This window comes from Paramixta manurensis, from assembly GCF_013285385.1.
Classification (GTDB): domain Bacteria; phylum Pseudomonadota; class Gammaproteobacteria; order Enterobacterales; family Enterobacteriaceae; genus Paramixta; species Paramixta manurensis.
The window spans coordinates 2457538-2481610 of the sequence record NZ_CP054212.1 but is presented as its reverse complement, the minus strand read 5'-3'; the positions used below and the strand labels follow the sequence as shown (position 1 = coordinate 2481610).

The 24073-nt window shown below is 51.4% G+C and carries 25 protein-coding genes, 1 pseudogene and 1 other annotated feature; of the genes and pseudogenes, 11 read left to right on the top strand and 15 right to left on the bottom strand.

Going from position 1 to position 24073, the window contains the following annotated elements; genetic code table 11:
- Positions 1–75 precede the first annotated feature (75 nt).
- Entirely contained in the window at positions 76–255 is a 180-nt protein-coding gene (locus tag PMPD1_RS11990) for a YciY family protein (RefSeq protein WP_173634259.1), read from the top strand.
- A 37-nt stretch (positions 256–292) separates the two neighbouring features.
- On the opposite strand, the gene PMPD1_RS11985 is transcribed toward PMPD1_RS11990, so the two are convergent.
- Entirely contained in the window at positions 293–589 is a 297-nt protein-coding gene (locus PMPD1_RS11985; RefSeq protein WP_173634258.1) for a YciI family protein, read from the bottom strand.
- 205 nt (positions 590–794) lie between these two features.
- Here PMPD1_RS11985 and tonB point away from each other — a divergent pair, with 205 nt between their 5' ends.
- Positions 795–1529: a TonB system transport protein TonB gene (tonB, locus tag PMPD1_RS11980; protein WP_173634257.1), complete on the top strand. Its 735-nt coding sequence runs from the start codon at positions 795–797 to the stop codon at positions 1527–1529.
- A gap of 41 nt (positions 1530–1570) precedes the next feature.
- Here tonB and yciA read toward each other — a convergent pair whose 3' ends face one another.
- Genes yciA through PMPD1_RS11960 form a run of 4 tightly spaced genes read right to left on the bottom strand, consistent with a single transcriptional unit; the run spans position 1571 to position 3820 of the window.
- Positions 1571–1999, bottom strand: coding sequence for an acyl-CoA thioester hydrolase YciA (gene yciA / locus PMPD1_RS11975; RefSeq protein ID WP_173634256.1), 429 nt, complete (start codon positions 1997–1999; stop codon positions 1571–1573).
- 54 nt (positions 2000–2053) lie between these two features.
- A complete protein-coding gene (locus tag PMPD1_RS11970; RefSeq protein ID WP_173634255.1) occupies positions 2054–2590 on the bottom strand; it encodes a septation protein A in 537 nt (178 codons plus the stop codon).
- A 47-nt stretch (positions 2591–2637) separates the two neighbouring features.
- Complete coding sequence (locus PMPD1_RS11965; protein WP_173634254.1) at positions 2638–3375, bottom strand: YciC family protein; 738 nt, start codon at positions 3373–3375, stop codon at positions 2638–2640.
- Between the two features lie 25 nt (positions 3376–3400).
- On the bottom strand, positions 3401–3820 hold the full coding sequence (locus PMPD1_RS11960; protein ID WP_173634253.1) for a YkgJ family cysteine cluster protein: 420 nt from the start codon (positions 3818–3820) through the stop codon (positions 3401–3403).
- 267 nt (positions 3821–4087) lie between these two features.
- Here PMPD1_RS11960 and ompW point away from each other — a divergent pair, with 267 nt between their 5' ends.
- Entirely contained in the window at positions 4088–4720 is a 633-nt protein-coding gene (gene ompW, locus PMPD1_RS11955; RefSeq protein ID WP_173634252.1) for an outer membrane protein OmpW, read from the top strand.
- Between the two features lie 79 nt (positions 4721–4799).
- Here ompW and PMPD1_RS11950 read toward each other — a convergent pair whose 3' ends face one another.
- The 6 genes and pseudogenes from PMPD1_RS11950 to PMPD1_RS11920 form a co-directional block, all read right to left on the bottom strand.
- Positions 4800–5114, bottom strand: a complete 315-nt coding sequence (locus PMPD1_RS11950) for a BON domain-containing protein (RefSeq protein WP_173634251.1) — start codon at positions 5112–5114, stop codon at positions 4800–4802.
- A 133-nt stretch (positions 5115–5247) separates the two neighbouring features.
- Entirely contained in the window at positions 5248–6051 is an 804-nt protein-coding gene (gene trpA, locus PMPD1_RS11945) for a tryptophan synthase subunit alpha (protein WP_173634250.1), read from the bottom strand.
- The gene (gene trpB / locus PMPD1_RS11940) at positions 6051–7241 is read right to left on the bottom strand and encodes a tryptophan synthase subunit beta (protein WP_173634249.1); all 1191 of its coding nucleotides are present in this window, start codon (positions 7239–7241) and stop codon (positions 6051–6053) included. Before trpB ends, trpA begins: the two co-directional genes overlap by 1 nt.
- Before the next feature lie 47 nt (positions 7242–7288).
- The gene (gene trpCF / locus PMPD1_RS11935) at positions 7289–8650 is read right to left on the bottom strand and encodes a bifunctional indole-3-glycerol-phosphate synthase TrpC/phosphoribosylanthranilate isomerase TrpF (RefSeq protein WP_173634248.1); all 1362 of its coding nucleotides are present in this window, start codon (positions 8648–8650) and stop codon (positions 7289–7291) included.
- Positions 8651–8652: 2 nt separating this feature from the next.
- A pseudogene (gene trpD, locus PMPD1_RS22725) lies at positions 8653–10246 on the bottom strand (bifunctional anthranilate synthase glutamate amidotransferase component TrpG/anthranilate phosphoribosyltransferase TrpD).
- On the bottom strand, positions 10246–11808 hold the full coding sequence (locus PMPD1_RS11920) for an anthranilate synthase component 1 (RefSeq protein ID WP_173634245.1): 1563 nt from the start codon (positions 11806–11808) through the stop codon (positions 10246–10248). The pseudogene trpD and the gene PMPD1_RS11920 overlap by 1 nt, the downstream one beginning before the upstream one ends.
- A gap of 23 nt (positions 11809–11831) precedes the next feature.
- Positions 11832–11932: a sequence feature (Trp leader region), on the bottom strand.
- A 121-nt stretch (positions 11933–12053) separates the two neighbouring features.
- Here PMPD1_RS11920 and rnm point away from each other — a divergent pair.
- Entirely contained in the window at positions 12054–12959 is a 906-nt protein-coding gene (rnm, locus tag PMPD1_RS11915) for an RNase RNM (protein ID WP_173634244.1), read from the top strand.
- Positions 12960–12994: 35 nt separating this feature from the next.
- A complete protein-coding gene (locus PMPD1_RS11910) occupies positions 12995–13615 on the top strand; it encodes an L-threonylcarbamoyladenylate synthase (RefSeq protein ID WP_173634243.1) in 621 nt (206 codons plus the stop codon).
- 29 nt (positions 13616–13644) lie between these two features.
- Here the strand turns inward: PMPD1_RS11910 and PMPD1_RS11905 are convergent, their stop codons facing one another.
- Positions 13645–14280, bottom strand: a complete 636-nt coding sequence (locus tag PMPD1_RS11905; protein ID WP_173634242.1) for a serine protease — start codon at positions 14278–14280, stop codon at positions 13645–13647.
- Between the two features lie 667 nt (positions 14281–14947).
- Between PMPD1_RS11905 and rluB the strand changes: the two genes are divergently transcribed.
- Complete coding sequence (gene rluB, locus PMPD1_RS11900; RefSeq protein ID WP_173634241.1) at positions 14948–15847, top strand: 23S rRNA pseudouridine(2605) synthase RluB; 900 nt, start codon at positions 14948–14950, stop codon at positions 15845–15847.
- A 39-nt stretch (positions 15848–15886) separates the two neighbouring features.
- Here the strand turns inward: rluB and cobO are convergent, their stop codons facing one another.
- Positions 15887–16474 carry a cob(I)yrinic acid a,c-diamide adenosyltransferase gene (cobO, locus tag PMPD1_RS11895; protein WP_435529691.1) on the bottom strand — a complete coding sequence of 196 codons (588 nt, stop codon included), beginning with the start codon at positions 16472–16474 and terminating at the stop codon, positions 15887–15889.
- Complete coding sequence (locus PMPD1_RS11890; RefSeq protein ID WP_173634240.1) at positions 16474–17235, bottom strand: YciK family oxidoreductase; 762 nt, start codon at positions 17233–17235, stop codon at positions 16474–16476. The genes cobO and PMPD1_RS11890 overlap by 1 nt, the downstream gene beginning before the upstream one ends.
- Before the next feature lie 219 nt (positions 17236–17454).
- Between PMPD1_RS11890 and sohB the strand changes: the two genes are divergently transcribed.
- Entirely contained in the window at positions 17455–18504 is a 1050-nt protein-coding gene (gene sohB, locus PMPD1_RS11885; protein ID WP_173634239.1) for a protease SohB, read from the top strand.
- Positions 18505–18531: 27 nt separating this feature from the next.
- Here the strand turns inward: sohB and PMPD1_RS11880 are convergent, their stop codons facing one another.
- Positions 18532–18783: a DUF2498 family protein gene (locus PMPD1_RS11880; RefSeq protein ID WP_173634238.1), complete on the bottom strand. Its 252-nt coding sequence runs from the start codon at positions 18781–18783 to the stop codon at positions 18532–18534.
- Between the two features lie 406 nt (positions 18784–19189).
- Between PMPD1_RS11880 and topA the strand changes: the two genes are divergently transcribed.
- From topA to PMPD1_RS22925, 4 genes are all read left to right on the top strand, one after another.
- Positions 19190–21790: a type I DNA topoisomerase gene (gene topA / locus PMPD1_RS11875; protein ID WP_173634237.1), complete on the top strand. Its 2601-nt coding sequence runs from the start codon at positions 19190–19192 to the stop codon at positions 21788–21790.
- A gap of 212 nt (positions 21791–22002) precedes the next feature.
- On the top strand, positions 22003–22977 hold the full coding sequence (gene cysB, locus PMPD1_RS11870; protein ID WP_173634236.1) for an HTH-type transcriptional regulator CysB: 975 nt from the start codon (positions 22003–22005) through the stop codon (positions 22975–22977).
- Positions 22978–23479: 502 nt separating this feature from the next.
- Complete coding sequence (locus PMPD1_RS11865; RefSeq protein ID WP_173634235.1) at positions 23480–23638, top strand: YmiA family putative membrane protein; 159 nt, start codon at positions 23480–23482, stop codon at positions 23636–23638.
- A gap of 3 nt (positions 23639–23641) precedes the next feature.
- The gene (locus PMPD1_RS22925) at positions 23642–23806 is read left to right on the top strand and encodes a YciX family protein (protein WP_494338251.1); all 165 of its coding nucleotides are present in this window, start codon (positions 23642–23644) and stop codon (positions 23804–23806) included.
- Positions 23807–24073 lie beyond the last annotated feature (267 nt).

The window sequence follows — 24073 nt, the reverse complement described above, 5'->3', positions numbered from 1 at the left end:
CGCGGTTTTAAAGCTGTTCAGTGATGGGGAAAGGTCTATAATGCGCCGCGGAAAAGTCTAACAGGTAATCAGGCAATGAAACGAAGCAGAACCGAAGTTGCTCGCTGGCGTATGTTACGCCAATCGCAACGCCATCGCGCCCGCTGGCGGGAGGGGCAGTCGCGCCGTTATGGGCGTATTCGCGCAGTGCGACAGCAACTTACCGCACAACAACTGCGGCGCTCTATTCTGTTCGTGAATCAACTGCCGGGATAACCGGACGGTGGATGGCACCGTCCGTGAGGTACGCAGTTTAAAAGGTGCGTTTGAAAGGTTTAACCGCCACCTGTTTATACACACCGGCGGCGATATAGGGATCATCATTGGCCCACGATTGCGCGGCTTCCAGCGAAGGGAACTCGGCAATAATGGTTGAGCCGGAAAAACCCGCCGCGCCAGGATCGTTGCTGTCGACAGCAGGCAAAGGCCCGGCAACGACTAAGCGGCCTTCATCATGCAGCAATTGCAAACGTGCCAGATGGGCAGGGCGGACAGTGTTGCGCTTTTCCAGCGAGTCGGCATGGTCTTCAGCATAGATTACATAGAGCACGTTAGAACTCCTGTCGGGAGGTGTAAATTTGGCGATCACGTTAAGCTATCGTAAAGTTTTCTGCAATTGAAAGATAACGTAGGGTTGATTCCCCGCAACTAAGGTTAAATTTGCCGTTCTTTTCGCGTCCCAAAGAGGGATGGTTATTGAAACTGATTGCTATTTGCATTTAATATTGGCGCTTCACTAAATCAGCCGAATGCTTATGACGACGCTAACAACACCTTTACCACGACGTTTATCTTTACCGGTACTGCTCTCCGTAGCGTTACATGGTTCGGTTATCGCCGGTTTATTGTATGCTTCCTTTCACCAGGTTGTTAAAGTTCCTACAGCGTCTCAACCCATCAGTGTGACGATGGTTGCTCCTCAGGTGCAGCCCGAACCGCAGCCAACACCTGCACCGCCCCCTCAGCCGGAGCCCGAACCACAGCCGGAGCCACAACCTGCGCCTGAACCGCCTAAACCTGAGCCGGTACCGATTCCGAAACCGGAGCCGAAACCCAAGCCGAAACCGGTGAAAAAGGAAGTGGTGAAGCCGAAAAAAGTGGTGAAACCAAAACCAGAACCGCGTGAGGCGTCGCCATTTAACCAGGAGACGCCGAAAAATACCGTATCCAAGCCGTCCACCGCGCCAAAACCAAATCCTGCGCCGCCGCAGCCGGTGGCGACCGGGCCGCGAGCGCTGAGCGTGAGTAAACCTGCTTATCCGGCGCGTGCCTTTGCGTTGCGTGTAGAAGGGCGGGTACGGGTACAGTTTGATGTTGATAGCGACGGGCGGGTGGATAATATCCAAATTCTGTCTGCCGAGCCGCGCAATATGTTTGAACGCGAAGTGAAACAGGCGATGAGAAAGTGGCGTTATGAGAGCGGCAAACCCGGTCATAACCTGACGATGAATATTGTGTTCCGTATTAATGGCGGGAGCAGCATCGAATAAAAAATCCGGGCGGATGCGCTAGCCGCCGTCCGCCCGGTATTTTATGCTTCAGCATCACCGCGAAAGTTACTTTTGCCCGGCGGCAATGGGCGTGATTTTCCTTCTTCGTCAACCGCCACATAGATAAATACGGCTTCGGTGGCGCAATAGCGTTGACCAATCGGTTCGGAAGAGACTTTTTTAATCCACACCTCAACGTTAATTGTCATTGAGCTGCTGCCGGTACGGATACAGCGTGCATGGCAACTCACTACATCACCAACCGCTACCGGTTTCAGGAATGTCATACCGTCTACACGCACGGTAACCACGCGCCCTTCGGCGATCTCTTTCGCCAGAATCGCGCCGCCAATATCCATTTGCGACATCAGCCAACCACCAAAGATATCGCCATTGGCGTTGGTATCGGCAGGCATCGCCAGGGTACGCAACACCATTTCACCTTGCGGTAATTTATGCTTATCGTCCATTGCTCTGCTTCTTAAAGGTACACCGCGCCCGATACTCGCTCGGGCGGATGAAGGTTATTTTTCTTCTTGCGGCATCAATCGATAGATATAAATACCGCTAACCAAGGTAAACAACAGCGTCAGACCGGTCAGGCCAAACACTTTGAAATTTACCCACACCGACTGCGGCAACCAAAACGCAACGTAGATATTGCCGATGCCACAAGCAAGGAAAAATAGCGCCCATGCCATATTCAGCTTACGCCAGGCGGCGAGCGGTAGATGCAACTCTTTCCCCAACATACTCTGTATCAGCGGCTGCGGCATCCAAAACTGGCTAAACAGCAGCGCAGCGGCAAACAGCGTATAGATAACCGTGACCTTCCATTTGATGAACTCATCATTATGGAAAACCAGCGTTAAGGTGCCGAACACCGCGACCAGCACAAAGGTAATAATGGTCATCTTTTCCAGCTTACGGTACAGCACCCAGCCGACAACCAGTGCAATGCCGGTCGCAGCGATCAGCGCGCCGGAAGCAACATAAATATCGTACAGTTTATAAAATACAAAAAAGACAACCAACGGAAGAAAATCAAGTAACTGCTTCATAGGGGTTCCCAAATAACCATCTGCGACGTTATTACAACGGCATACGCTTAACGTAACAGCATATAGAGTCGGAACAAATAGATAATCAATATGGCTGAAACCAAATTACTGAGTGCGTTCAGCAGCACTGAGGCCACGTTGGCCGGCAACACGGTAAACGAGGAGGCGAGCAGTAACAGCGCCAATTTCGCTAACAACCATACGATGACCGCCGGCGCGATTAATTTCATCTGTTGCCAGGCGAGGCGAGCGCTGGCACGCATTGCTGCCAGGACGCCCACTTTTTCCGTTGCCAAAATAATCGGCGACAGAGACAGAACCACGCCCAGCAGGACGCCTGGAATGACCAACACCATAAAGCCGATCTGCACGACCAGGGTAATCAGAAACGTCAACAATAACAGACGCGGTAGCAGCGGGGCGGATGCGCCGATAGCGCGCAGAGCGCTGGTACGCTGCCCGGCTGAGACTAACGGGATCAGAAACAACATGCCGCCAAGCAATAACGTATTTCCTACCAGCGAGGCAAAGGTTCCGGCGGCGGACGCACGCAACAGCACGTGCTGCTGCTCAGGCGTCATATTTTGCACCATCTCAAACAGCGAGCGTGCGCTACCGTTATCCCCATCGGATAAAATTGACAGTTGATCGGCATTGGGCGTGAGGGCATGCCCAATCATGACGGTAATAAACGAGGTGAGAAGCGCCATCAGCGCAATGGTGACCAACTGATGGCGTAAAAAATTTCCCGTGTCACGGTATAACGAACTCGCCGTGATAGACATGTACACTCCTTTGGTGAAAACCGGTTTACAGACCCGGCGATTGTACATGGTCTGAGGCAGTGCTGGCACCTGCACTTACATAACTTTCCGTAATTGCATGAAGTTGAGGCGTAAAAAGCGGCGGAAGACCATAGCGCGCACGGGCGCGATCGCAGGCCGGGTTCGCAACATTATCCTCGCCCGACTGCGCGAACGCACGACACGGCGTTGGGCGATCTTCATAAATAGTGCAAGACACGCACTGACCAATCTCACCTTCCAGCGCCACGCAGCGCGGCGTTTTACTGTTGGTCCCCCGCATATTGCGCATAAAGAGATTTAATTGTTCCGTCAGGTCGGCAGGCACGCAGCCACCGGCGTCGTTTGCTTCAGCCCAATAGAAAGAGACACGAAAGTGAGCGCAACAAGCGCCACAGGTAATGCAAGGATTGAGGTTTTCGCTCATTTGATCGCCCGCCCCTCCTGAGGCATCGAACCAAAATCACATTAAGAGAGAGAAGCAAAATAATGCTTCCATCGCATTTCTTCAATCGGTATCTGCTGACGCAGGAACCTCCTATTTTTGATCTAAATCAATTCATTGTTTTTTAAGGAGTTTGAAAGAATTGATTTGAATGATTTTCGATGAAATTAGAGGTAAAGATGTGTCACTGAATTTTCTCTACCCAAAAATGGGTATGAAACAACGGTGCATTTTTCAAAAGGAGAGAATATGAAACTGGCAGCTTTATCTCTGGTGTTACTCACGGTGGTACCCGCGCTGGCGAGCGCACATCAGGCAGGTGATTTCTTTATGCGTGCCGGTACGGCAACCGTGCGCCCGACGGAGGGATCAGACAATGTGTTAGGTATGGGCTCATTTGATGTCAATAATGATACGCAACTGGGGCTGACATTTACCTGGATGGCGACGGATAATATCGGCATTGAGCTGCTGGCGGCCACGCCGTTTCGTCACAAGGTGGGCCTGGCGGCGACCGGCACACTGGCAACGGTGCGCCAGTTACCGCCGACGTTAATGGCGCAGTATTACTTTTTTGATGCCAACAGTAAGTTTCGCCCGTATGTTGGCGCCGGTATTAACTACACCACCTTTTATGATGCCGACTTTAATCAAACCGGGCGTGATGCCGGGTTGAGCGACCTGAGCGTGAAAGATTCCTGGGGGATGGCGGGGCAGGTTGGGTTAGATTATGAGATTGATTCTAACTGGCTGCTGAATATGTCGTTGTGGTACATGGATATTGATACCGAAGTGAAATTTAAGGCAGCCGGTCAGCAGCAGAATATTAATACGCGTATTGATCCGTGGGTATTCTTCTTCGGTGTGGGTTACCGTTTTTAAGCGTTTTACGCAGGTTGAATGAAATAAAAAATAAAGGCCATCTCGCGGTGAGATGGCCTTTCAATCATTAACGCACGCGTTATCTTATTTGCATATTATTGACGACGGATTTCACTCCTGCCACGCCACGTGTGACTTCCACCGCCCGATTCGCCATCTGCGGTGAGGAGACAAACCCGCTCAACTGTACGCGCCCTTTAAAGGTTTCAACATTAATCTCGGTTGATTTTAATGAATCATCGCGCAGCAGCTCACTTTTCACTTTGGTAGTCACCACCGTATCATCAATATAACCGCCAGTGCCTTCTTTGGTCGAGGTGGGCGCACAGGCGCTCAGGGTCATGGCAACCACTGCCGCCGCGACAACGCCCGTCAGGACTTTCAAAAACTTCATTGTTTAATCTCCCTGTCACGATATGGAAAATTCCGCCAACGGCGGCGGAACCTTTCTAATTCTGGAATAAAGCTGGAAAATGTACAAATAGCGGAGAGAAATAACGCCTTAGCAAGTAAGGCGTTATCCAACATTAACGCGTAGCGGCTTTCAGGCTGCTAACAAAACCGGCCAGTTTATCCAGCATGATTTCAGGTTGATGATGGTGTTGCTCGATAATTTTTACGATCGCTGAGCCGGAAATCGCACCGGCGGCGCCAGCGCCAATCGCCTCTTTTACCTGCGAAGGTTCAGAAATACCAAACCCTTGCAGCGTCGGCGCAGCATGGTACTCCTTGAGTTTGTCAACCAAATGCTTCAGCGGCAGATTGGCGCGTTGTTCTGTACCGGTTACACCCGCGCGCGAAAGCAGGTAGATATAGCCGCGCCCGTGCGATGCAATTTCACGCAGCAGATTATCATCAGCATTTGGCGGGCAGATGAAAATAGGCGCAATATTGTGGCGCATGGCCGCTTGGCGGAACGGCATTGACTCTTCGATTGGCGCATCGGCAACCAGTACTGAATCGACACCAGCCTCGGCACAGCGTGCATAGAACGCATCAATCCCTTTGTGAAACACCAGGTTGGCGTACATCAGCAACCCAATAGGGAGATCCGGATATTTCTGGCGAATGGTGGCCAACATTTCGAAACACTGCGCGGTGGTGGTACCCGCAGCGAAGGCGCGCAGGTTAGCGCCCTGAATGGTCGGGCCATCGGCCAGCGGATCGGAGAACGGAATACCCAGCTCCAATGCATCAGCGCCTGCGGCGACCAGCGTATCGATAATTTTTAGCGACAGTTCGGGAGAGGGATCGCCCAGCGTGACAAAGGGAACAAACGCGCCTTCTTTCTTCGCTTCAAGGCGAGTAAACAGTTGCTGATAACGTTCCATCAGATTTCTCCCTTCGCTTTTAAAATATCGTGAACGGTAAAAATATCTTTATCACCGCGGCCCGAGAGATTCACCACCAGTAGCTGCTCTTTTTCCGGGTTTTCAGCAATCATTTTTAGCGCATGGGCTAACGCGTGTGAGGATTCCAACGCCGGAATAATCCCTTCGGCACGGCACAGGGTTTTAAACGCTTCAATGGCTTCGTTATCGGTAATCGAGACATATTCCGCGCGACCAATGCTATTCAGATACGCATGCTGTGGACCAACGGACGGGAAGTCGAGCCCGGCGGAAATTGAGTAGGACTCCTCAATCTGCCCCTCTTCGGTCTGCATCATCGGCGCTTTCATCCCGAAATAGATCCCCACGCGACCATGTTTCAATGGCGCGCCGTGTTCACCGGTTTCAATACCATGCCCGGCGGGCTCGACGCCGATCAGCCCAACGGATTCGTCTTCAATAAAATCGGCAAACATCCCAATCGCGTTTGAACCGCCGCCAACGCAGGCAATAACCGCGTCCGGTAAACGGCCTTCGCGCTCCAGGATTTGCGCCTTAGTCTCTTCGCCAATCATGCGTTGGAATTCGCGCACAATAGTAGGATATGGATGCGGACCTGCCGCGGTGCCGAGCATGTAGTGCGCGGTTTCGTAACTACCTGACCAGTCGCGCAGCGCTTCATTACAGGCATCTTTCAGCGTAGAGGAGCCGCTGTGTACCGGGATCACTTCGGCACCCATTAAACGCATCCGAAAAACGTTCGGCGATTGACGCTCAATATCTTTAGCGCCCATATAGATGCGGCATTTCAGACCGAGCAGAGCGCTGGCGAGCGCCGACGCGACGCCATGTTGACCCGCGCCGGTCTCGGCGATAATTTCCGTTTTACCCATCCGCTTCGCCAGCAACGCTTGCCCCAATACCTGATTGGTTTTGTGCGCGCCGCCGTGAAGAAGATCCTCACGCTTCAGATAGAGACGAGTACTCGTACCTTTAGTCAGGTTCTGGCACAAGGTTAGGGCGGTAGGACGCCCGGCATAGTTCTGCAGTAAATCAGTGAACTGCGCCTGGAATTCCGGATCGCGCTGAGCGCTAACGAACGCTTCTTCCAATTGACGCAGGGCCGGCATCAGGATCTGCGGCACGTACATACCGCCAAACTCACCGAAAAAAGGATTTAATAAAGTCATGCGTATTCTCTTTATTACAGGGAGCCGGTTATCCGGGCTCGTAAAAATCAGTAGGCGCGCAAGGTGCGGAACACCGCCGCGATTTTCTCGGCATCTTTGATGCCCGGCGCACTTTCGACGCCGGAATTAAAATCAAGACCGGCACAGCCGAGACGCGCGGCTTCGACGCAATTATCGGCGCTCAACCCCCCCGCTAGCAGAACATTGTTCAGGTCTTGGCCCTGTAGTAGCGACCAGTCAAAGCGCTTGCCGCTGCCACCACTCCCTTGGTCAAAGACATAGCGGTCAACATTCTGCCAATCGCGGGGCGGCAACTGTTCGGCAACGCTTAGCGCTTTCCAGATTTGTGTCTGCGTGGGTAACGCTGCGCGGAGTGCGTTGACGTACTCCTGATCTTCATCACCGTGTAACTGTACAGCGTGCAGCGCCAGCGTATTCACATGAGTGACAACGTCACGGAGATCGTGATTGCGGAACACACCCACATACTTGAGCGGTGCGGCAACCATCAGCGATTTGGCCTGCTCAATATCAATGCGGCGCGGCGAGCCATCGGCAAAAATCAGGCCACCAAAGATAGCGCCAGCCTGATGGGCCGCGCGGGCATCTTCCGCACGGGTTAAACCACAGACTTTATTATCGCCCAATATTACACGGCGCACGGCGGCGTTAAGATCCTCTTCCGCCATTAGAGCGGAACCAATCAGAAAACCATTGGCAAAGTGGCTTAACTCGCGGATTTGCGCATAGTTATTAATTCCTGACTCACTAATCACCGTCACGCCGTGAGTCAGACGAGGCGCTAACTGCCGGGTACGGTTCAAGTCAATCGAGAGATCGCGTAGATCACGGTTATTAATACCCACCACTTTTGCTTCCAACGCAATCGCACGCTCTAGCTCATCTTCGGTACTGACCTCAGTCAACACACCCATATTGAGGCTGTGGGCAACGGCCGCCAATTGACGATATTGCGCATCGTCCAGCACGGAAAGCATTAACAAAATCGCGTCGGCCTGATAAAAACGCGCCAAATGAATTTGATAAGGGTCGATAATAAAGTCTTTGCAGAGTACCGGCTGCGTCAGCACGGCGCTCACCACTGGCAGAAAATCAAAGCTACCCTGAAAATACTTCTCATCGGTCAGCACTGAGACTGCCGAAGCGTAATCTTTGTAAACACCGGCGATGGTTGCCGGATCGAAATCTTCCCGGATCAGCCCCTTTGAGGGCGAGGCCTTTTTGCATTCCAGAATGAACACGGTGCGCGTGCCTTGCAACGCGTCATAAAAACTACGCGTTGCGGGTTTTACCTCATTCTGAAAAGTGGCGAGCGGTTGTTGCGCCTTACGGGCTTCGACCCATACGGCTTTATCTCTAACGATTTTATTCAGTACAGTTTCTTGCATGATTATCCTCTCGCGGCTAAAGCCACAACACGTTCATAGGCCTGGCCACTGCGTATAGCATTCAGTGCCCGCTGAGCGTTGTCGCGCAAGTCTTCATTGCCGAATATTTTTAGCAGCATAGCAACGTTGATGGCGACCGCTTCTTCATGGGCGCGTTCGCCATTACCCTGAAGTAATCGAGTTAAAATGTCACGGTTTTCTTCCGGTGAGCCGCCTGCCAGCGCCTCTTTCGGATGGAAGTTCAGCCCGAAGTCTTCCGGCGTTAATTGATAGCTGGTCACTTCACCATCGCGCAGTTCTGCGACATGCGTGGCGCTGTGTAAGGCCACTTCATCCATACCGCCGCCGTGAACCACCGCCGCACGTTGGTAGCCAAGTACGCGCAGCGTTTCCGCTACCGGTAGCACCAGTTCCGGGCTGTAGACGCCGATTACCGCCAGCGGTGGACGTGCCGGATTGATTAATGGCCCCAGCACATTAAAAAGCGTACGGGTTTTCAACTGTTGGCGCACCGGCATCGCATGACGGAATCCACTGTGATACTGCGGCGCGAACAGGAAGCAGACATTTAACTCATCCAACGCGTTACGTGCTTGCTGCGCCGGTAAATCAAGACTAATACCAAAAGCGGCCAGCAGATCGGAAGAGCCGGATTTGCTTGAGACGCTACGGTTACCGTGTTTGGCGACTTTCAGGCCGCAGGTCGCGGCAACAAAGGCGCTGGCGGTAGAAATATTGATACTGTTGCTGCCGTCGCCGCCGGTACCGACAATATCGGCAAACGCGTATTCAGGGCGCGGAAAAGGTTTCGCATCTTCCAACAACGCGGTTGCCGCGCCGGCAATCTCTTCTGGTCGTTCGCCACGCACCTTCATAGCAATCAATGCGGCAGCCAGCTGGGTGGGTTCGAGTTGCCCGGTAATAATCGCGCTGAACAGTTGGTGGCTTTCCGCCTGTGTTAGCGTCTGCGCCTGGTAAAGCTTCTCCAATATGTGTTGCATCCTGATCTCCCGATAATTAAGCCAGCGCCCAGGCCAGAGTTTGTTCAAGTAACCGCGCACCCTGTGAGGTCAGGATGGACTCCGGATGGAATTGAAAACCACACACCCGATCGGCATCGTGGCGCACCGCCATCACCATGCCGTTAAAGGTGGCGTTAATCGTCAGTTCGTCCGGAGTATTGCTGCCAACCAACGAGTGATAACGCGCCACCGGCAGTGGATTACTCAATCCGGCAAACATCGCTTCACCATCGTGGGAAATGGATGACGCTTTGCCGTGGAGAATTTCACCTGCCTGACCAACGTAACCGCCATAGGCTTCGACAATCGCCTGGTGTCCGAGGCAGATACCGACAATCGGTAGACGTCCGCGTAAGCGTTGTAGTAACTCAGGCATACAGCCCGCCTCAGAAGGGGCGCCTGGGCCGGGTGAGAGCATCAGGAGTGGATTTTCCATTTCCTGTAAGCGCTCAATCAGCGCATCGGCCGGAACGTTATTACGATAAATCACCACGTTGTGGCCAAAGGCGCGTAACTGGTCGACGAGGTTCCAGGTAAATGAATCGATATTGTCGAGCAACAGGATATCGGCCATCAGAAAATCTCCGTGCAATGATGAGCGGTAGCAATTGCGCGCAGTACCGCGCGGGCTTTGTTGCGGCTTTCATCCGCTTCCGCCTGAGGGTTTGAGTCCAGCACCACGCCGGCACCGGCTTGAACCGTAGCAACGCCGTCTTCGACGTATGCCGAGCGGATCACGATGCAAGTATCCAAATCACCTTGCGCGGTAAAATATCCCACCGCGCCGCCGTAGCTACCACGGCGTGTTTTTTCCGCTCCGGCGATCAGTTGCATTGCGCGTACTTTTGGCGCGCCGCTTAGCGTGCCCATATTCATACAGGCGCGATAAGCATGCAGCACGTCGAGGTCTTCACGCAGTTTGCCAACCACCCGTGAGACCAAGTGCATGACAAAAGAGTAACGATCCACTTTGGTTAAATCGGCCACGTAACGGCTACCCGGCTGGCAGATGCGCGCTAAGTCGTTGCGCGCCAAATCAACCAGCATCAGGTGCTCCGCCAGCTCTTTGTGATCGGTACGCATCTCAAGTTCAATGCGGCTGTCGAGATCGCGATCTAGCGAGCCATCAGCGTGGCGTCCACGCGGGCGTGTACCGGCGATCGGATAGATTTCAATCTGACGCTGGAGGGATTCATATTTCAGCGAGCTTTCCGGCGAGGCGCCAAACAGGCTGAAATCCTGGTCCTGCATAAAAAACATGTAGGGGCTTGGGTTGCTGGTTTTTAAGGTGTCATAGGCGGCCAGCGGCGATGGGCAGGGTAATGAGAAACGACGTGAGGGCACCACTTGGAAAATCTCACCAATGCGGATGGCGGACTGCATGGTACGCACAACTTCACAATACTCTTCATCACTCTGATTGCAGCTCAACGCCATCTGCTCGACTTTCTGCACCGGCAGCGGCTGTGCCGGTTGCAACATTTGATCGTGCAACTGTTTAATGCGGCTCTGTAAACGCTGAAACTCGCTGGTTGAGGGAGCAAACAGGCTCGCTTGTAAGCGTGCGCTCTGCGTTTGGTGATCGAGCACCAATAAGGTTTCGGCGAGATAGAAACAGTAATCCGGGCAGCGCTGCTCGTTTTTCACTTCGGGTAATGGCTCAAAACCGGCAACCAAATCATAGGCGAAGAGGCCGCCCAGTAACATTGCCTCGCGTTCTTCTTCCGGCGTATTAAGCAGTTGTGGGATCAGGCGCAATGCATCGAATACTGACAGTGACTTCAGGCGAGAATCCTCATCCTGTAAGGCTTCGGTCTGCGGGAAGGTTAATTCCCGGCCGTCCGGACGCGGCAGGTTTTCTACCTCAGCCGGTAACGCCTGGTCCAGCAGCGGCAGCAGATTGCGCCCGTTTTCCGACAGTGCCTGCAGGGTGACTTTGTTATCCAACGCGGTAATGCGCAGCGCGCTATCGACAATCAGCAAGCTTTTCAGGTTACGCTTGCTGTCAATATCGGCGGATTCAAGTAACAGAGTCGCCGGGCGTGCGCCGCATAATTGATGAAACACCGCGGCCGGATCTTCGCGATAAGGCGCGTTGCCGGTAATCAACTTCAATGTAGGTTTCGCAATTGGCATGATGTTTTCTCTAAATTTCGCTCAAAAAAAAGCCCGCTTTAGCGGGCTCAGGTCTCAGCACTTCGGTTATACGCAGGTGCATGACGACGTCGCCCTAATAGGGAGAAGTGCGCCACCAACCTTTCATCAGCGTATTATTACTCGTCATGCTCTCAACCTCAGTGTGTGAACTTGCGTACTAGTTAACTGGTTCGTAGCAAAAAAGTCAATACTCTTTTTTTCTCTTCGGCGAAAATCTCGCTATCATGCCGCATGATTTCCTGACTGCCGGAGCAGGTGTGAGTAACACGACGCCGTTAAGTAATTTTCCTCTGTACGATCTTCATAGTCACACTATCGCTTCAGATGGGCGGCTAACCCCGGAGGCGCTAGTCTTGCGGGCGGTTGAACAGCGCGTTGGTGTTCTGGCGATCACCGATCATGATACGACCGCAGGCCTTGCTGCGGCACACGAGGCCATTGCGCGCCATCAATTGTCCTTGCGTTTAATCAATGGCGTAGAAATCTCAACCCTATGGGAAAACCATGAAATCCATATTGTTGGGCTCGGCATTAACCCGCAGCAACCGGCATTGATTGATTTCCTTAGCGATCAGGCTGAACGCCGCATGGCGCGCGCGCAACTCATCGCTGAGCGCCTGGAAAAGGCACATATTCCGGGGGCGTTGGCAGGGGCGCTGCGGTTGGCTCAGGGCGGAGCGGTAACGCGTGGTCATTTTGCGCGTTTTTTAGTTGAACAAGGCAAAGCGGAAAATATGGCGCAGGTGTTTAAACGTTTCCTCGCGCGCGGTAAAACCGGTTATGTCCCGCCCCAGTGGTGTACAATAGAACAAGCTATTGATGCTATTCACCATTCTGGTGGTCGTGCAGTGCTGGCGCATCCCGGACGTTATGACTTGTCGGCTAAATGGCTGAAACGCCTGATTGCCGTGTTTACCGAAGGCGGCGGTGATGCGATGGAGGTGGCGCAGTGCCAGCAAGCGCCTAATGAACGCAGCCAACTCGGGCGCTACGCGCAAGATTACGGTCTGGCGGCATCACAAGGTTCCGATTTTCATCAGCCCTGTTCGTGGATTGAGTTGGGTAGAAAACTTTGGCTACCCGGCGGCGTAGAAGCTATCTGGACGCGGTTTCCGCACCTGGCTGACTAACGCTTTTAAAGCGAAAAGGCGACACGAGGTTTGTTATGAGTCAATTTTTTTATATGCACGCGGAAAACCCGCAACCCCGTCTGATCAAACAGGCGGTGGATTATCTCAACAAAGGCGGAGTGATTGTCTATCCGACAGATTCCGGCTATGCATTGGGTTGCCGTTTGGAAGATAAAAATGCGATGGCCCGCATTTGCCAAATTCGTCAGTTAGACGGCAACCACAATTTTACCCTGATGTGCCGCGATCTCTCTGAGCTGTCGACCTATGCGCATGTTGATAACAGCGCATTTCGCCTGATCAAAAACAACACGCCGGGCAATTACACCTTTATTTTGAAAGCCACCAAAGAAGTGCCGCGCCGGTTAATGAATGAAAAGCGCAAAACCATTGGCCTACGTGTGCCTTCCAACCCGATTGCGCTGGCACTGTTGGAAGCACTCAACGAACCGATGATGTCGACATCGCTGATGCTGCCCGGCAATGATTTTACCGAAGCTGACCCGGAAGAGATCCAACACAGTATCGGCAAGCTGGTGGATTTAATTATCCACGGCGGAACATTGGGCCAACATCCGACCACGGTGATTGATTTAACCGATGACTCGCCGGTGGTGGTGCGTGAAGGTGTCGGCGATATCACACCATTTCTTTAATTGGCCTTTGCCGCACCAGGCGGCCAGGATTAGGCCGCTGGCGCGGTGGTCTGCGCCAGCCACTGTTTAAAATCACCGTAGGGAATATACAGCGAAACATCCTTTAGGATAGTTTTCCCGGTGTGGGTATTTTTTATCGCACTACTATAACCCACAATCACACCACCAATAGTGTCATCGTTATTATATACCGCGCCGCCAGACATCCCTTTCACCACGCCAGCATTAGAGGCCATCGCCATGCACGGTTTTTTATTCCAGCCGTTACTGATGCCAGTGCGAGCTAAATTCACACCGCTAGATTCAACCGGCATGGCGGAAATAAAACTAAAGCCATACATTTTGACCGCATCGCCAATTTCGCCAGTACGAAATGTCGGTAACGTCTTGATATCATTTTTATGATAAATAACCGCGAGGTCGCAATAAGGATGGTATGCCTTTACTCGTTGCACCGAAAATTTGGCGACGTGCGCTGCGGTAAGGCTGTATTCCGGTGTAATGGGGATGCTGGTTCCCAGCGTGCCAAGGCCAAGAATGGTCGGGATACCGGTAAAGTTCATATCAACCCGCTTCATGGCTTCGCTGCTGTACTCATATTTTCCGACAGAGCAGCCCGACAGCAATAGCGCGGCTATCACTGGTAATAACGTGATTTTTTTCATCAGATTCATATTCTCGCTGCAGGCCTGAAAATCCCTGGTGAAGATTAGTGGCCGGCAAATTATTCGCTTTAAAAGCAACAGTGACGCTGATTCATATCAGCGTGTTTATTTTTTTCAGTAATGCTAAACAATCTCGCAGAGCGAGAACACGGTTTATTGTGGAACGTTGTTATCGTATTTTTGGTGGGTACCTATTTTTTGCGCAAATATTACACAGTATCGTCCGTGAAACAAAGATCTTGATCAGTAAAAAATTCAATAATTCTTATATTAGAGCGGTAAACCAACCTGAGATTAAATACGTCTGTTAATTTGATGATAATGTTTTATTACTTTCTTAGCCCTGGCGTTAAGTCGAGATAAAATAATTTAAAAAGGTTTTATCTAAGTGATAACAACCAGCGGTGTGTGTTGGTGCTGAGCGAACGGGAAGAGAACCCTGTTGCGGCTATGGGGGAGCGCCGACTAATTATCAGTTTGCCTTACGTTAAGCGAAACATTAGGCGTAAGTTAATGTATACTACCCGGCCCACATTTAACGTTGGCGTGATTTTAACGCGCAACATTTTATTAATTGTGAGAGAAATTATTAGGTTAGGGCTTGCCAGGCCATGACTGAATACTGCAATACCAACGACGCCTGTGAAGGCGACAGCGAGGCAGCTCCATGAGCGAAAAGTTACAGAAAGTTTTAGCGCGAGCCGGTCATGGCTCGCGTCGTGAGATCGAAACGCTGATTTCAGCAGGAAGGGTCAGCATCGACGGGAAACTGGCGACGCTTGGCGATCGCGTTGAACTGGATAAGTCCCTTAAGATCCGTATTGATGGGCACATCGTTTCGATTAATGAGTCCGCGACCGAAGTCTGTCGCGTACTGGCGTACTACAAACCGGAAGGCGAACTGTGTACGCGTAATGATCCGGAAGGCCGGCCAACCGTGTTTGATCGCCTGCCACGTTTGCGTGGCGCGCGGTGGATTGCGGTAGGACGGTTGGACGTCAATACCTGTGGTCTGCTGTTATTTACTACCGATGGTGAATTGGCTAACCGTTTGATGCACCCGAGCCGTGAAGTTGAGAGGGAGTACGCGGTGCGGGTATTCGGTCAAATCGATGAAGATAAAATTCGTCAGTTGAGCCGTGGCGTGCAGTTAGAAGATGGCCCGGCGTCATTTAAAACCATCAAATTTACCGGTGGTGAAGGCATCAACCAGTGGTATAACGTGACCCTGACCGAGGGGCGCAATCGCGAAGTGCGTCGTCTGTGGGAAGCGGTTGGCGTCCAGGTTAGTCGATTGATTCGCGTGCGTTATGGCGATATTCCGTTGCCGAAAGGCTTGCCGCGCGGCGGCTGGACCGAACTGGATTTAGAGCCGACCAACTATTTGCGTGAATTGGTGGGCTTGCCGCCGGAAACTGTCAGTAAGGTGCCGGTTGAGAAAGATCGTCGTCGTACAAAAGCGAACCAAATCCGCCGGGCCGTCAAACGCCATACGCAAGTCAGCGGTAGCCGCCGGACGACTAAGCCAACGCGTAATGCAGGGCAGGCGAAAAGCGGCAAACGCTAAGCAACCTGATAAAAAGGCATCCGGAAGGATGCCTTTTTGCTACCAATCGATACCTTGTTGAGCCTGGATACCGGCATCGAAAGCATGTTTTACCGGGCGCATTTCGCTCACCGTATCTGCCAGCTCTAAAATCTCTCGATGGCATCCTCGCCCGGTAATAATCACACTTTGGTGAGTTGGCCTGGCGCGTAGCGCCTGTAGTACCTGCACCAGCGGTAAATAATCAAAACTCACCATATAGGTTAACTCGTCAAGGATAACCAGATCGAGCGAAGCATCGGCTAGCATCCGTTGTGCATGCTCCCACACCGCGAGGCAGGCGCGAGAATCGGTCTCACGACTTTGTGTCTCCCATGTGAAGCCGGTCGCCATTACCTGAAACTCTACGCCTTGCGGCTCCAGCAGGTTGCGTTCTCCATTTGGCCACTCTCCTTTAATAAACTGGATCACGCCGACGCGTTTTTGATGACCGACCGCCCGCGTGGCGGTGCCGAAAGCCGCCGTTGTTTTCCCTTTGCCATTGCCGGTGAAAACCATCAAAATCCCGCGCGTATCGGTGGCGGCGGCGATGCGCGCGTCAACCTGTTCTTTCAGCCGTTGCTGACGTTGTTGATGACGGTCGTCCATTATTCTGCCGGCCCTGGTTTACGTCCTGGTTGCGCATCAAAACTGATACCGGTTTTCCGGCGACTGTCATCGCCCATCAGGTAGAGATAAAGCGGCATAATATCGGCCGGTGTTTTCAATTTGGCGGCGTCTTCCGCCGGGAACGCGCTGGCGCGCATTTTGGTGCGGGTGCCGCCAGGATTAATACAGTTCACCCGCAGATTTTTACTTTTATACTCATCGGCCAGCACTTGCATCATCCCTTCAGTCGCGAATTTTGACGTAGCATAAGCTCCCCAGCCGGCTCGTCCCTCGCGGCCTACGCTCGAACTGGTAAAGACCAGTGAACCGGCATCAGATTTTAGTAACAGCGGTAGCAGCGCCTGAGTCAGGAAAAAAGTGGCATCGACATTAACTCGCATCACCTGTTGCCAAACTGCGGTAGAAAGCTCGGCCATCGGGACAATTTCACCGAGCACGCCTGCATTGTGTAGTACGCCATCCAGCCGAGGGTACTGCTCAGCGATACGGGCGGCGAGTTGATGCGCCTCTTCAGGCGTTGCCTGGTCGAGATCATGCAGAAACCAACGGGCATTTTGTTTACCCAACTGCGCAATTTCATCACAGACCAGGCGGAGTTTTTCTTCGTTACGACCCAGTAAGATCACGGTAGCGCCAAAACGCGCATAGGTTAATGCCGCCTCGCGACCAATGCCGTCGCTAGCGCCGGTGACCAGGATGATACGGTTCTCAAGTAGGGAGCTTTTTGGTTGGTAATGCACAACGTATTCCTCTGGCGATAGTGGGCACAAATAGCTTTGCTAATGTGATGTTAGCTTTGTGCGAACAGAATACTGTGCTTTATGCACCAAAAAACCGGGTAGTTCAATGTTAACAAGGCGCAATTCGAGCGGTATGGCAATGTAACCAGGCGACGAAGACCGGGGACTCGGTTAAACTAAGCTTTATTCTCTAATGCTATGTTAAATAAGGCGGGTTGAGTGGACTTACTCTACGGGTATGGATTGTTTTTGGCGAAAACCGTCACGGTGGTGGTGGCGATTGCCGCCATCGCGTTGATTATCGTCAACGTGGCGCAACGCAGACGTGGTCAAAGCGGCCAGTTAAAGCTGACGCAGTTAAATGAAAGCTACCAAGACATGAAAGACAACATGATGCTGGCGAAAATGAAGCATCAGGATCAAAAGTTGTGGCATAAGGCGCAAAAGAAAAAAGATAAACAAGAGGCGAAGGCGGCGAAACAGCGCGCGAAACAGGGGCTGAAAGCGGAAGAGGATAAAGCGACTTTATACGTGCTGGACTTTAAAGGCAGCATGGATGCCGGCGAAGTCGTTTCATTGCGCGAGGAGATTTCCGCCGTGATGGCGGTGGCAACGGCGCGTGATGAAGTGTTGCTGCGGCTGGAAAGTCCTGGTGGCGTGGTTCATGGTTACGGGTTAGCCGCATCACAACTACAGCGCTTGCGCCAAAAGGGGATTCGTTTAACCGTCGCGGTGGATAAAGTGGCGGCAAGCGGTGGGTATATGATGGCGTGTGTTGCCGATCGTATTGTTGCTGCGCCGTTCTCCATCATCGGTTCGATTGGCGTGGTGGCGCAGATCCCTAACTTTAACCGTCTGCTGAAGCGTAATGATATTGATATGGAGTTGCATACTGCGGGCGAATACAAACGCACGCTCACACTGTTTGGGGAAAATACCGAACAGGGGCGCGAAAAGTTTCGTGAAGATCTTAATGAGACGCACGGCCTGTTTAAACATTTTGTGCATGAAATGCGCCCGTCGCTGGATATTGACGCGGTAGCGACCGGCGAGCATTGGTTTGGTACTCAAGCGCTGGAAAAAGGGTTGATTGATAGCATTGGCACCAGCGACGATCTGATTATCGCCGAAATGGGTAAATACCAGGTTATTGGCGTGCGTTACGCGCGACGTAAGAAAATGATGGATCGCTTTACCCAGAGCGCTGCGGCCAGTGCCGAGCGCCTGTTTCTCAAGCTTTGGCAGCGCGGCGAAAAACCGCTGTTGTGATCGTGAAACGCCCGGCCAGACCGGGCGTTAATCAAGCAGATGGTATTTGGCCGATAGCTCAACAGTCAAAAATTTAAACACGTTAAAAACGGCGGTGCTTTTCGATGTCGGCAAGCCGTTCTCATCCAAAAAGTAGTTCCCGCGGAAAATTAACAGATTGCCGTTTTGTTCAACCGCCGTCGCTTCCAAACCGGCAAAATAATCATCATGCTCGCGGATTAAAGCATTGGCTTTTTCCAGTAATGCATCAGGCGCAATCGCATCCGTTTCGTTGTACATAATTTAACCTCGTTTGACAGACTTCCATTCTCTTCTATATTACTGGCCGAATATACCCGGCGGCAAATAACCGGGTAAGGTTTTTCGTTGTCTTCGAAACGATAGCGGGTGGCGGAAAACGGTACGGGATGCTAATTAAGTTGCGTAACAGATTTTATCAGGTACAGTGTGGGCGTTTCTGGTTTCGGGCGTAAAAATGCATTTGCGGCTGCGTCAGTAAGCGTTAAAACAGTGATAAAAGATGCTTTTAATCAGTAGGTTGACGTTTTTAGGAGCAGAGTGTTGCCAGCGTTGAGTTGTGAGGTTGAATTTTCCCTCTATCGCTGCAATATAAACATCGGCTGTCTGACGAGGTCGGAAAATGCCGAAACTTACATCCGGAAGTATTCATTAGGTAAAGGTAAATATGGGTAAAGCTCTCGTAATAGTTGAGTCCCCGGCAAAGGCCAAAACAATCAATAAATATCTTGGTAATGACTACGTGGTGAAGTCCAGCGTCGGTCACATACGGGATTTGCCGACCAGTGGCTCAACGGTTAAAAAGAGCGCTGACTCTACAACCAGTAAAACCGGCAGTAAGGGAAAAAAGAAAGACGAAAAAACGGCTCTGGTTAGCCGTATGGGCGTCGATCCCTGGCATGGCTGGCAGGCCGATTATCAAATTCTGCCCGGCAAAGAGAAAGTGGTTTCCGAGCTAAAAAGTCTGGCACAGAATGCCGACCACATTTATCTCGCGACTGACCTTGACCGCGAAGGGGAAGCCATTGCATGGCACCTGCGGGAAGTGATTGGTGGCGATGACTCGCGCTTTAGCCGCGTGGTGTTCAATGAAATCACCAAAAACGCTATTCGCCAGGCATTTGAGAAGCCGGGTGAACTGAATATCGACCGTGTTAATGCACAGCAGGCGCGTCGCTTTATGGACCGCGTGGTGGGCTATATGGTGTCGCCGCTATTGTGGAAAAAGATTGCGCGCGGGTTGTCGGCGGGGCGTGTTCAATCGGTCGCGGTGCGGCTGGTAGTGGAGCGCGAGCGCGAAATTAAAGCGTTTGTTCCCGAAGAGTATTGGGAACTGGATGCAGCTCTCACCACGCCCAAAGGCAGTGATTTGCCGATGCAGGTCACGCACCGGGGTGACAAACCGTTCCGGCCGGTTAATGGCGAGCAAACCCAGGCGGCGGTTTCCGAGCTTGAGAAAGCCCGTTTTTCGGTGCTGGAACGCGAAGATAAACCGACCAGTAGTAAGCCTGGCGCGCCATTTATTACCTCGACATTGCAGCAAGCGGCCAGTACCCGTTTGGGCTTCGGCGTGAAAAAAACCATGATGATGGCGCAACGTCTGTATGAGGCGGGGCACATCACCTATATGCGTACCGATTCAACCAACCTGAGCCAGGATGCGGTGAAGATGGTGCGTGATTATATCGACGACAGCTTCGGCGCAAAATATTTGCCAAAAGCGCCGAATGTCTATGCCAGCAAAGATAACTCTCAGGAAGCGCATGAAGCGATTCGTCCGTCTGATGTGAGTGTTCAGGCGGAAAAATTAAAGGATATGGAAGCTGATGCGCAGAAGCTGTATCAGCTAATCTGGCGTCAGTTTGTCGCTTGCCAAATGGTGCCTGCGCAATATGATTCGACCACGTTAACGGTAGAGGCCGGTGACTTTAAGTTAAAAGCCAAGGGGCGGACGCTGCGCTTTGATGGCTGGACGAAAGTTATGCCCGCCTTGCGTAAAGGCGATGAAGATCGCACCTTGCCGCCGGTTAACGTTGGTGAAGAGCTTGCATTGCAGCAATTGGTGCCAAGCCAGCACTTCACCAAACCGCCCGCCCGCTTCAGCGAAGCATCGTTGGTGCGCGAGTTAGAAAAACGCGGCATTGGTCGTCCTTCAACTTATGCTTCGATTATTTCTACCATCCAGGATCGCGGCTATGTACAGGTGGAAAACCGCCGCTTTTATGCCGAGAAAATGGGGGAAATCGTTACCGATCGTCTGGAAGAAAATTTCCGGGAATTGATGAATTACGATTTTACCGCCCACATGGAGGACAGCCTCGATCAGGTTGCCAATAACCAGGCGGAATGGAAGGGCGTTCTGGATCACTTTTTCACGGATTTCAGTCAACAACTGGGCCAGGCGGAAAAAGATCCGGAAGAGGGCGGCATGCAGCCGAACCCGATGGTAATGACCTCTATTGATTGTCCGACCTGCGGACGCAAGATGGGTATTCGCACCGCCAGCACCGGCGTTTTCCTCGGTTGTTCCGGGTACGCCTTGCCGCCTAAAGAGCGTTGTAAGCAGACCATTAATCTAATTCCTGAAAATGAAGTACTGAATGTACTGGAAGGCGATGATGCGGAAACCAATGCCTTGCGCGCCCGCCACCGCTGTAAGAAATGCGGTACCGCAATGGACAGTTACCTGATCGATAATCAGCGTAAGTTACATGTCTGCGGTAATAATCCCGGCTGTGATGGCTATGAGATCGAGCAGGGCGAGTTCCGCATTAAAGGTTACGATGGCCCGATCGTTGAGTGTGAAAAATGTGGTTCTGAAATGCACCTGAAAATGGGGCGCTTCGGGAAATACATGGCGTGTACCAACGATGAGTGTAAGAACACGCGCAAAATTTTACGCAATGGTGAAGTGGCGCCGCCGAAAGAAGATCCGGTTCCGTTGCCGGAATTGCCGTGTGAAAAATCAGACGCTTATTTTGTGCTGCGTGACGGCGCGGCTGGCGTGTTCCTTGCGGCGAATACGTTCCCGAAATCACGTGAAACGCGTGCGCCATTAGTAGAAGAGTTGCAACGCTTTAAAGATCGTTTGCCGGAAAAACTACGCTACCTGGCTGATGCGCCAGCGATGGATGATCAAGGCAACAAAACGTTGGTTCGTTTCAGCCGTAAAACCAAACAGCAGTATGTCAGCTCGGAAAAAGAGGGTAAGGCAACCGGCTGGTCGGCATTTTATGTCGATGGTAAATGGGCTGTTACCACTAAATAGTTCCAGATTACGGACCGACCCACTCGGTCCGTTCATTTTGCTTATATCAAAATGCTATTCATAGCAGCATAAAATGATATAGTAGTTATAGTCATTCGCTTCTTATTCCTAATATTGCTCAGACCGTAACCTTTTGCTCTTTGCTGTGGGAACAGAGTTTCTCTGGCGCACGAAGGTACTCGGCGCGTTGCTTCATACCGGGACGGAAAAACATGAAATTGCAGCAGCTGCGTTATATCGTTGAAGTGGTCAACCATAACTTGAATGTCTCTTCAACGGCAGAAGGCCTCTATACCTCACAACCCGGCATTAGTAAGCAAGTCAGAATGCTGGAAGATGAACTTGGTATCCAAATATTTGCACGCAGCGGTAAACACCTGACTCAGGTGACGCCTGCAGGCGAAGAGATTATCCGCATTGCCCGTGAAGTGTTATCTAAAGTAGATGCAATTAAGTCCGTTGCTGGCGAACATACCTGGCCGGATAAGGGATCGCTCTACGTTGCCACTACCCACACACAGGCACGTTATGCATTACCGGCTGTGATCAAAGGGTTTATTGAGCGCTATCCGCGTGTTTCATTACATATGCACCAAGGGTCGCCAACACAGATTGCGGAGGCAGTGTCAAAAGGGAATGCGGACTTTGCCATTGCGACTGAAGCACTGCATCTGTATGACGATTTGATCATGCTGCCTTGTTACCACTGGAATCGCGCTATTGTAGTGACGCCGGACCATCCGCTGGCGTCAAAAACCAAAGTTTCCATTGAAGAGCTGGCTGAGTACCCGCTGGTTACCTACACCTTTGGTTTTACCGGCCGTTCAGAACTGGACACCGCCTTCAATCGTGCCGGTTTAACGCCGCGCATTGTGTTCACCGCGACTGATGCTGATGTCATTAAAACCTATGTACGTTTAGGGTTAGGGGTTGGGGTTATCGCCAGTATGGCGGTCGATCCGGTTTCCGATCCGGATTTGGTACGGATTGAAGCAACCGATGTGTTTACCAACAGCACGACTAAAATTGGTTTCCGTCGCAGCACCTTCCTGCGCAGCTATATGTATGATTTTATTCAACGCTTTGCGCCGCATTTAACGCGTGATGTGGTCGATACCGCCGTTGCGTTGCGTTCAAATGAAGATATTGAAGCCATGTTTAAAGATATCAAACTGCCGGTAAAGTAACGGCGCATAGGTTTACTGCCAATATAACAAGGTCGCTATGGCGGCCTTTTTTTTGCGCGAGATCAAAAAGGGCTGCACTTTGTTAACCGCTGCTTGTCATTTTTTTGTAAATGAAACATGCATCACATGTTTTTCCATTGTTATTGATTAAATGCGAAATAGAACACATTTTTCACCGGGTGGCTTTGCGCACAGCCAGGAATATTCTCATACTCTGGTTATGACGAAGCGGTAGAGGTAGCAGGGGATAGGTGTTAATCGAAACGCTCTAATAATTTCCGGACCTAATTTGGAATGTTTAGGAAATTATTTGAGTTAAGGATTAATTAATATTCTGATCCCATTTTTGTTTACACAGAGATAAAACATCAGCTTTGATAAATAGTATTAATCGTTAGCCAGATAAAAAAAATCTGGATTTTTCACGGTAAAATGTTTAGGATTTGTCCTAAATGTTGATTGGTGCTAACAATCGTTTTATTGAGAGTGATTAACAGAAACTATGGCTACGAGACTGACTGTACAACCGGAATTCCGGGAAAAAGCAACGCTGATTGAGCGTAGTAGTGACATCCGTCGTAACGCTTGGATCGCTGTCTTTGCTGTATCTGCACTGTTCTGGACGGTGGTTGGGCTAACTGTCTGGCATCTGTGGGGCTAAGTTATGCTGGAACAGCGGCTAACTCATAAACCCCAGTTGCTACGTAAGATGAAGGCGGAGTGCTGCAAGCCGAAAACGCCGCAAGAGGTAGCGATTCCTGAATCGTGGAATATCTCTGAGGTGCAGCGCAACTTTATCGAATCAATGGTTGAGAAAAAGAATAAATAATCGTTTGAACGCGAAAGCGAATAGACCCAACCTCAGTTTTTCCGCTTACTAAGCCGTTTTATCCGGCGCTGCTGGTCAACATTGCTCTTTAATCGTTCTCAATAGTTCATAACGAGTGAAATCAATTCGCGCTAATTGATTTAACCAGGTACACGTTAATTGACCGTGACCGGTCTAAGTGAGTAAACAATGAATATTTCACGGATCTCTTTATTAAGCGCCTGCGCTTACTCTCTGGCTTTTTGGGCTGGGGCCGTCTGGTTTCTT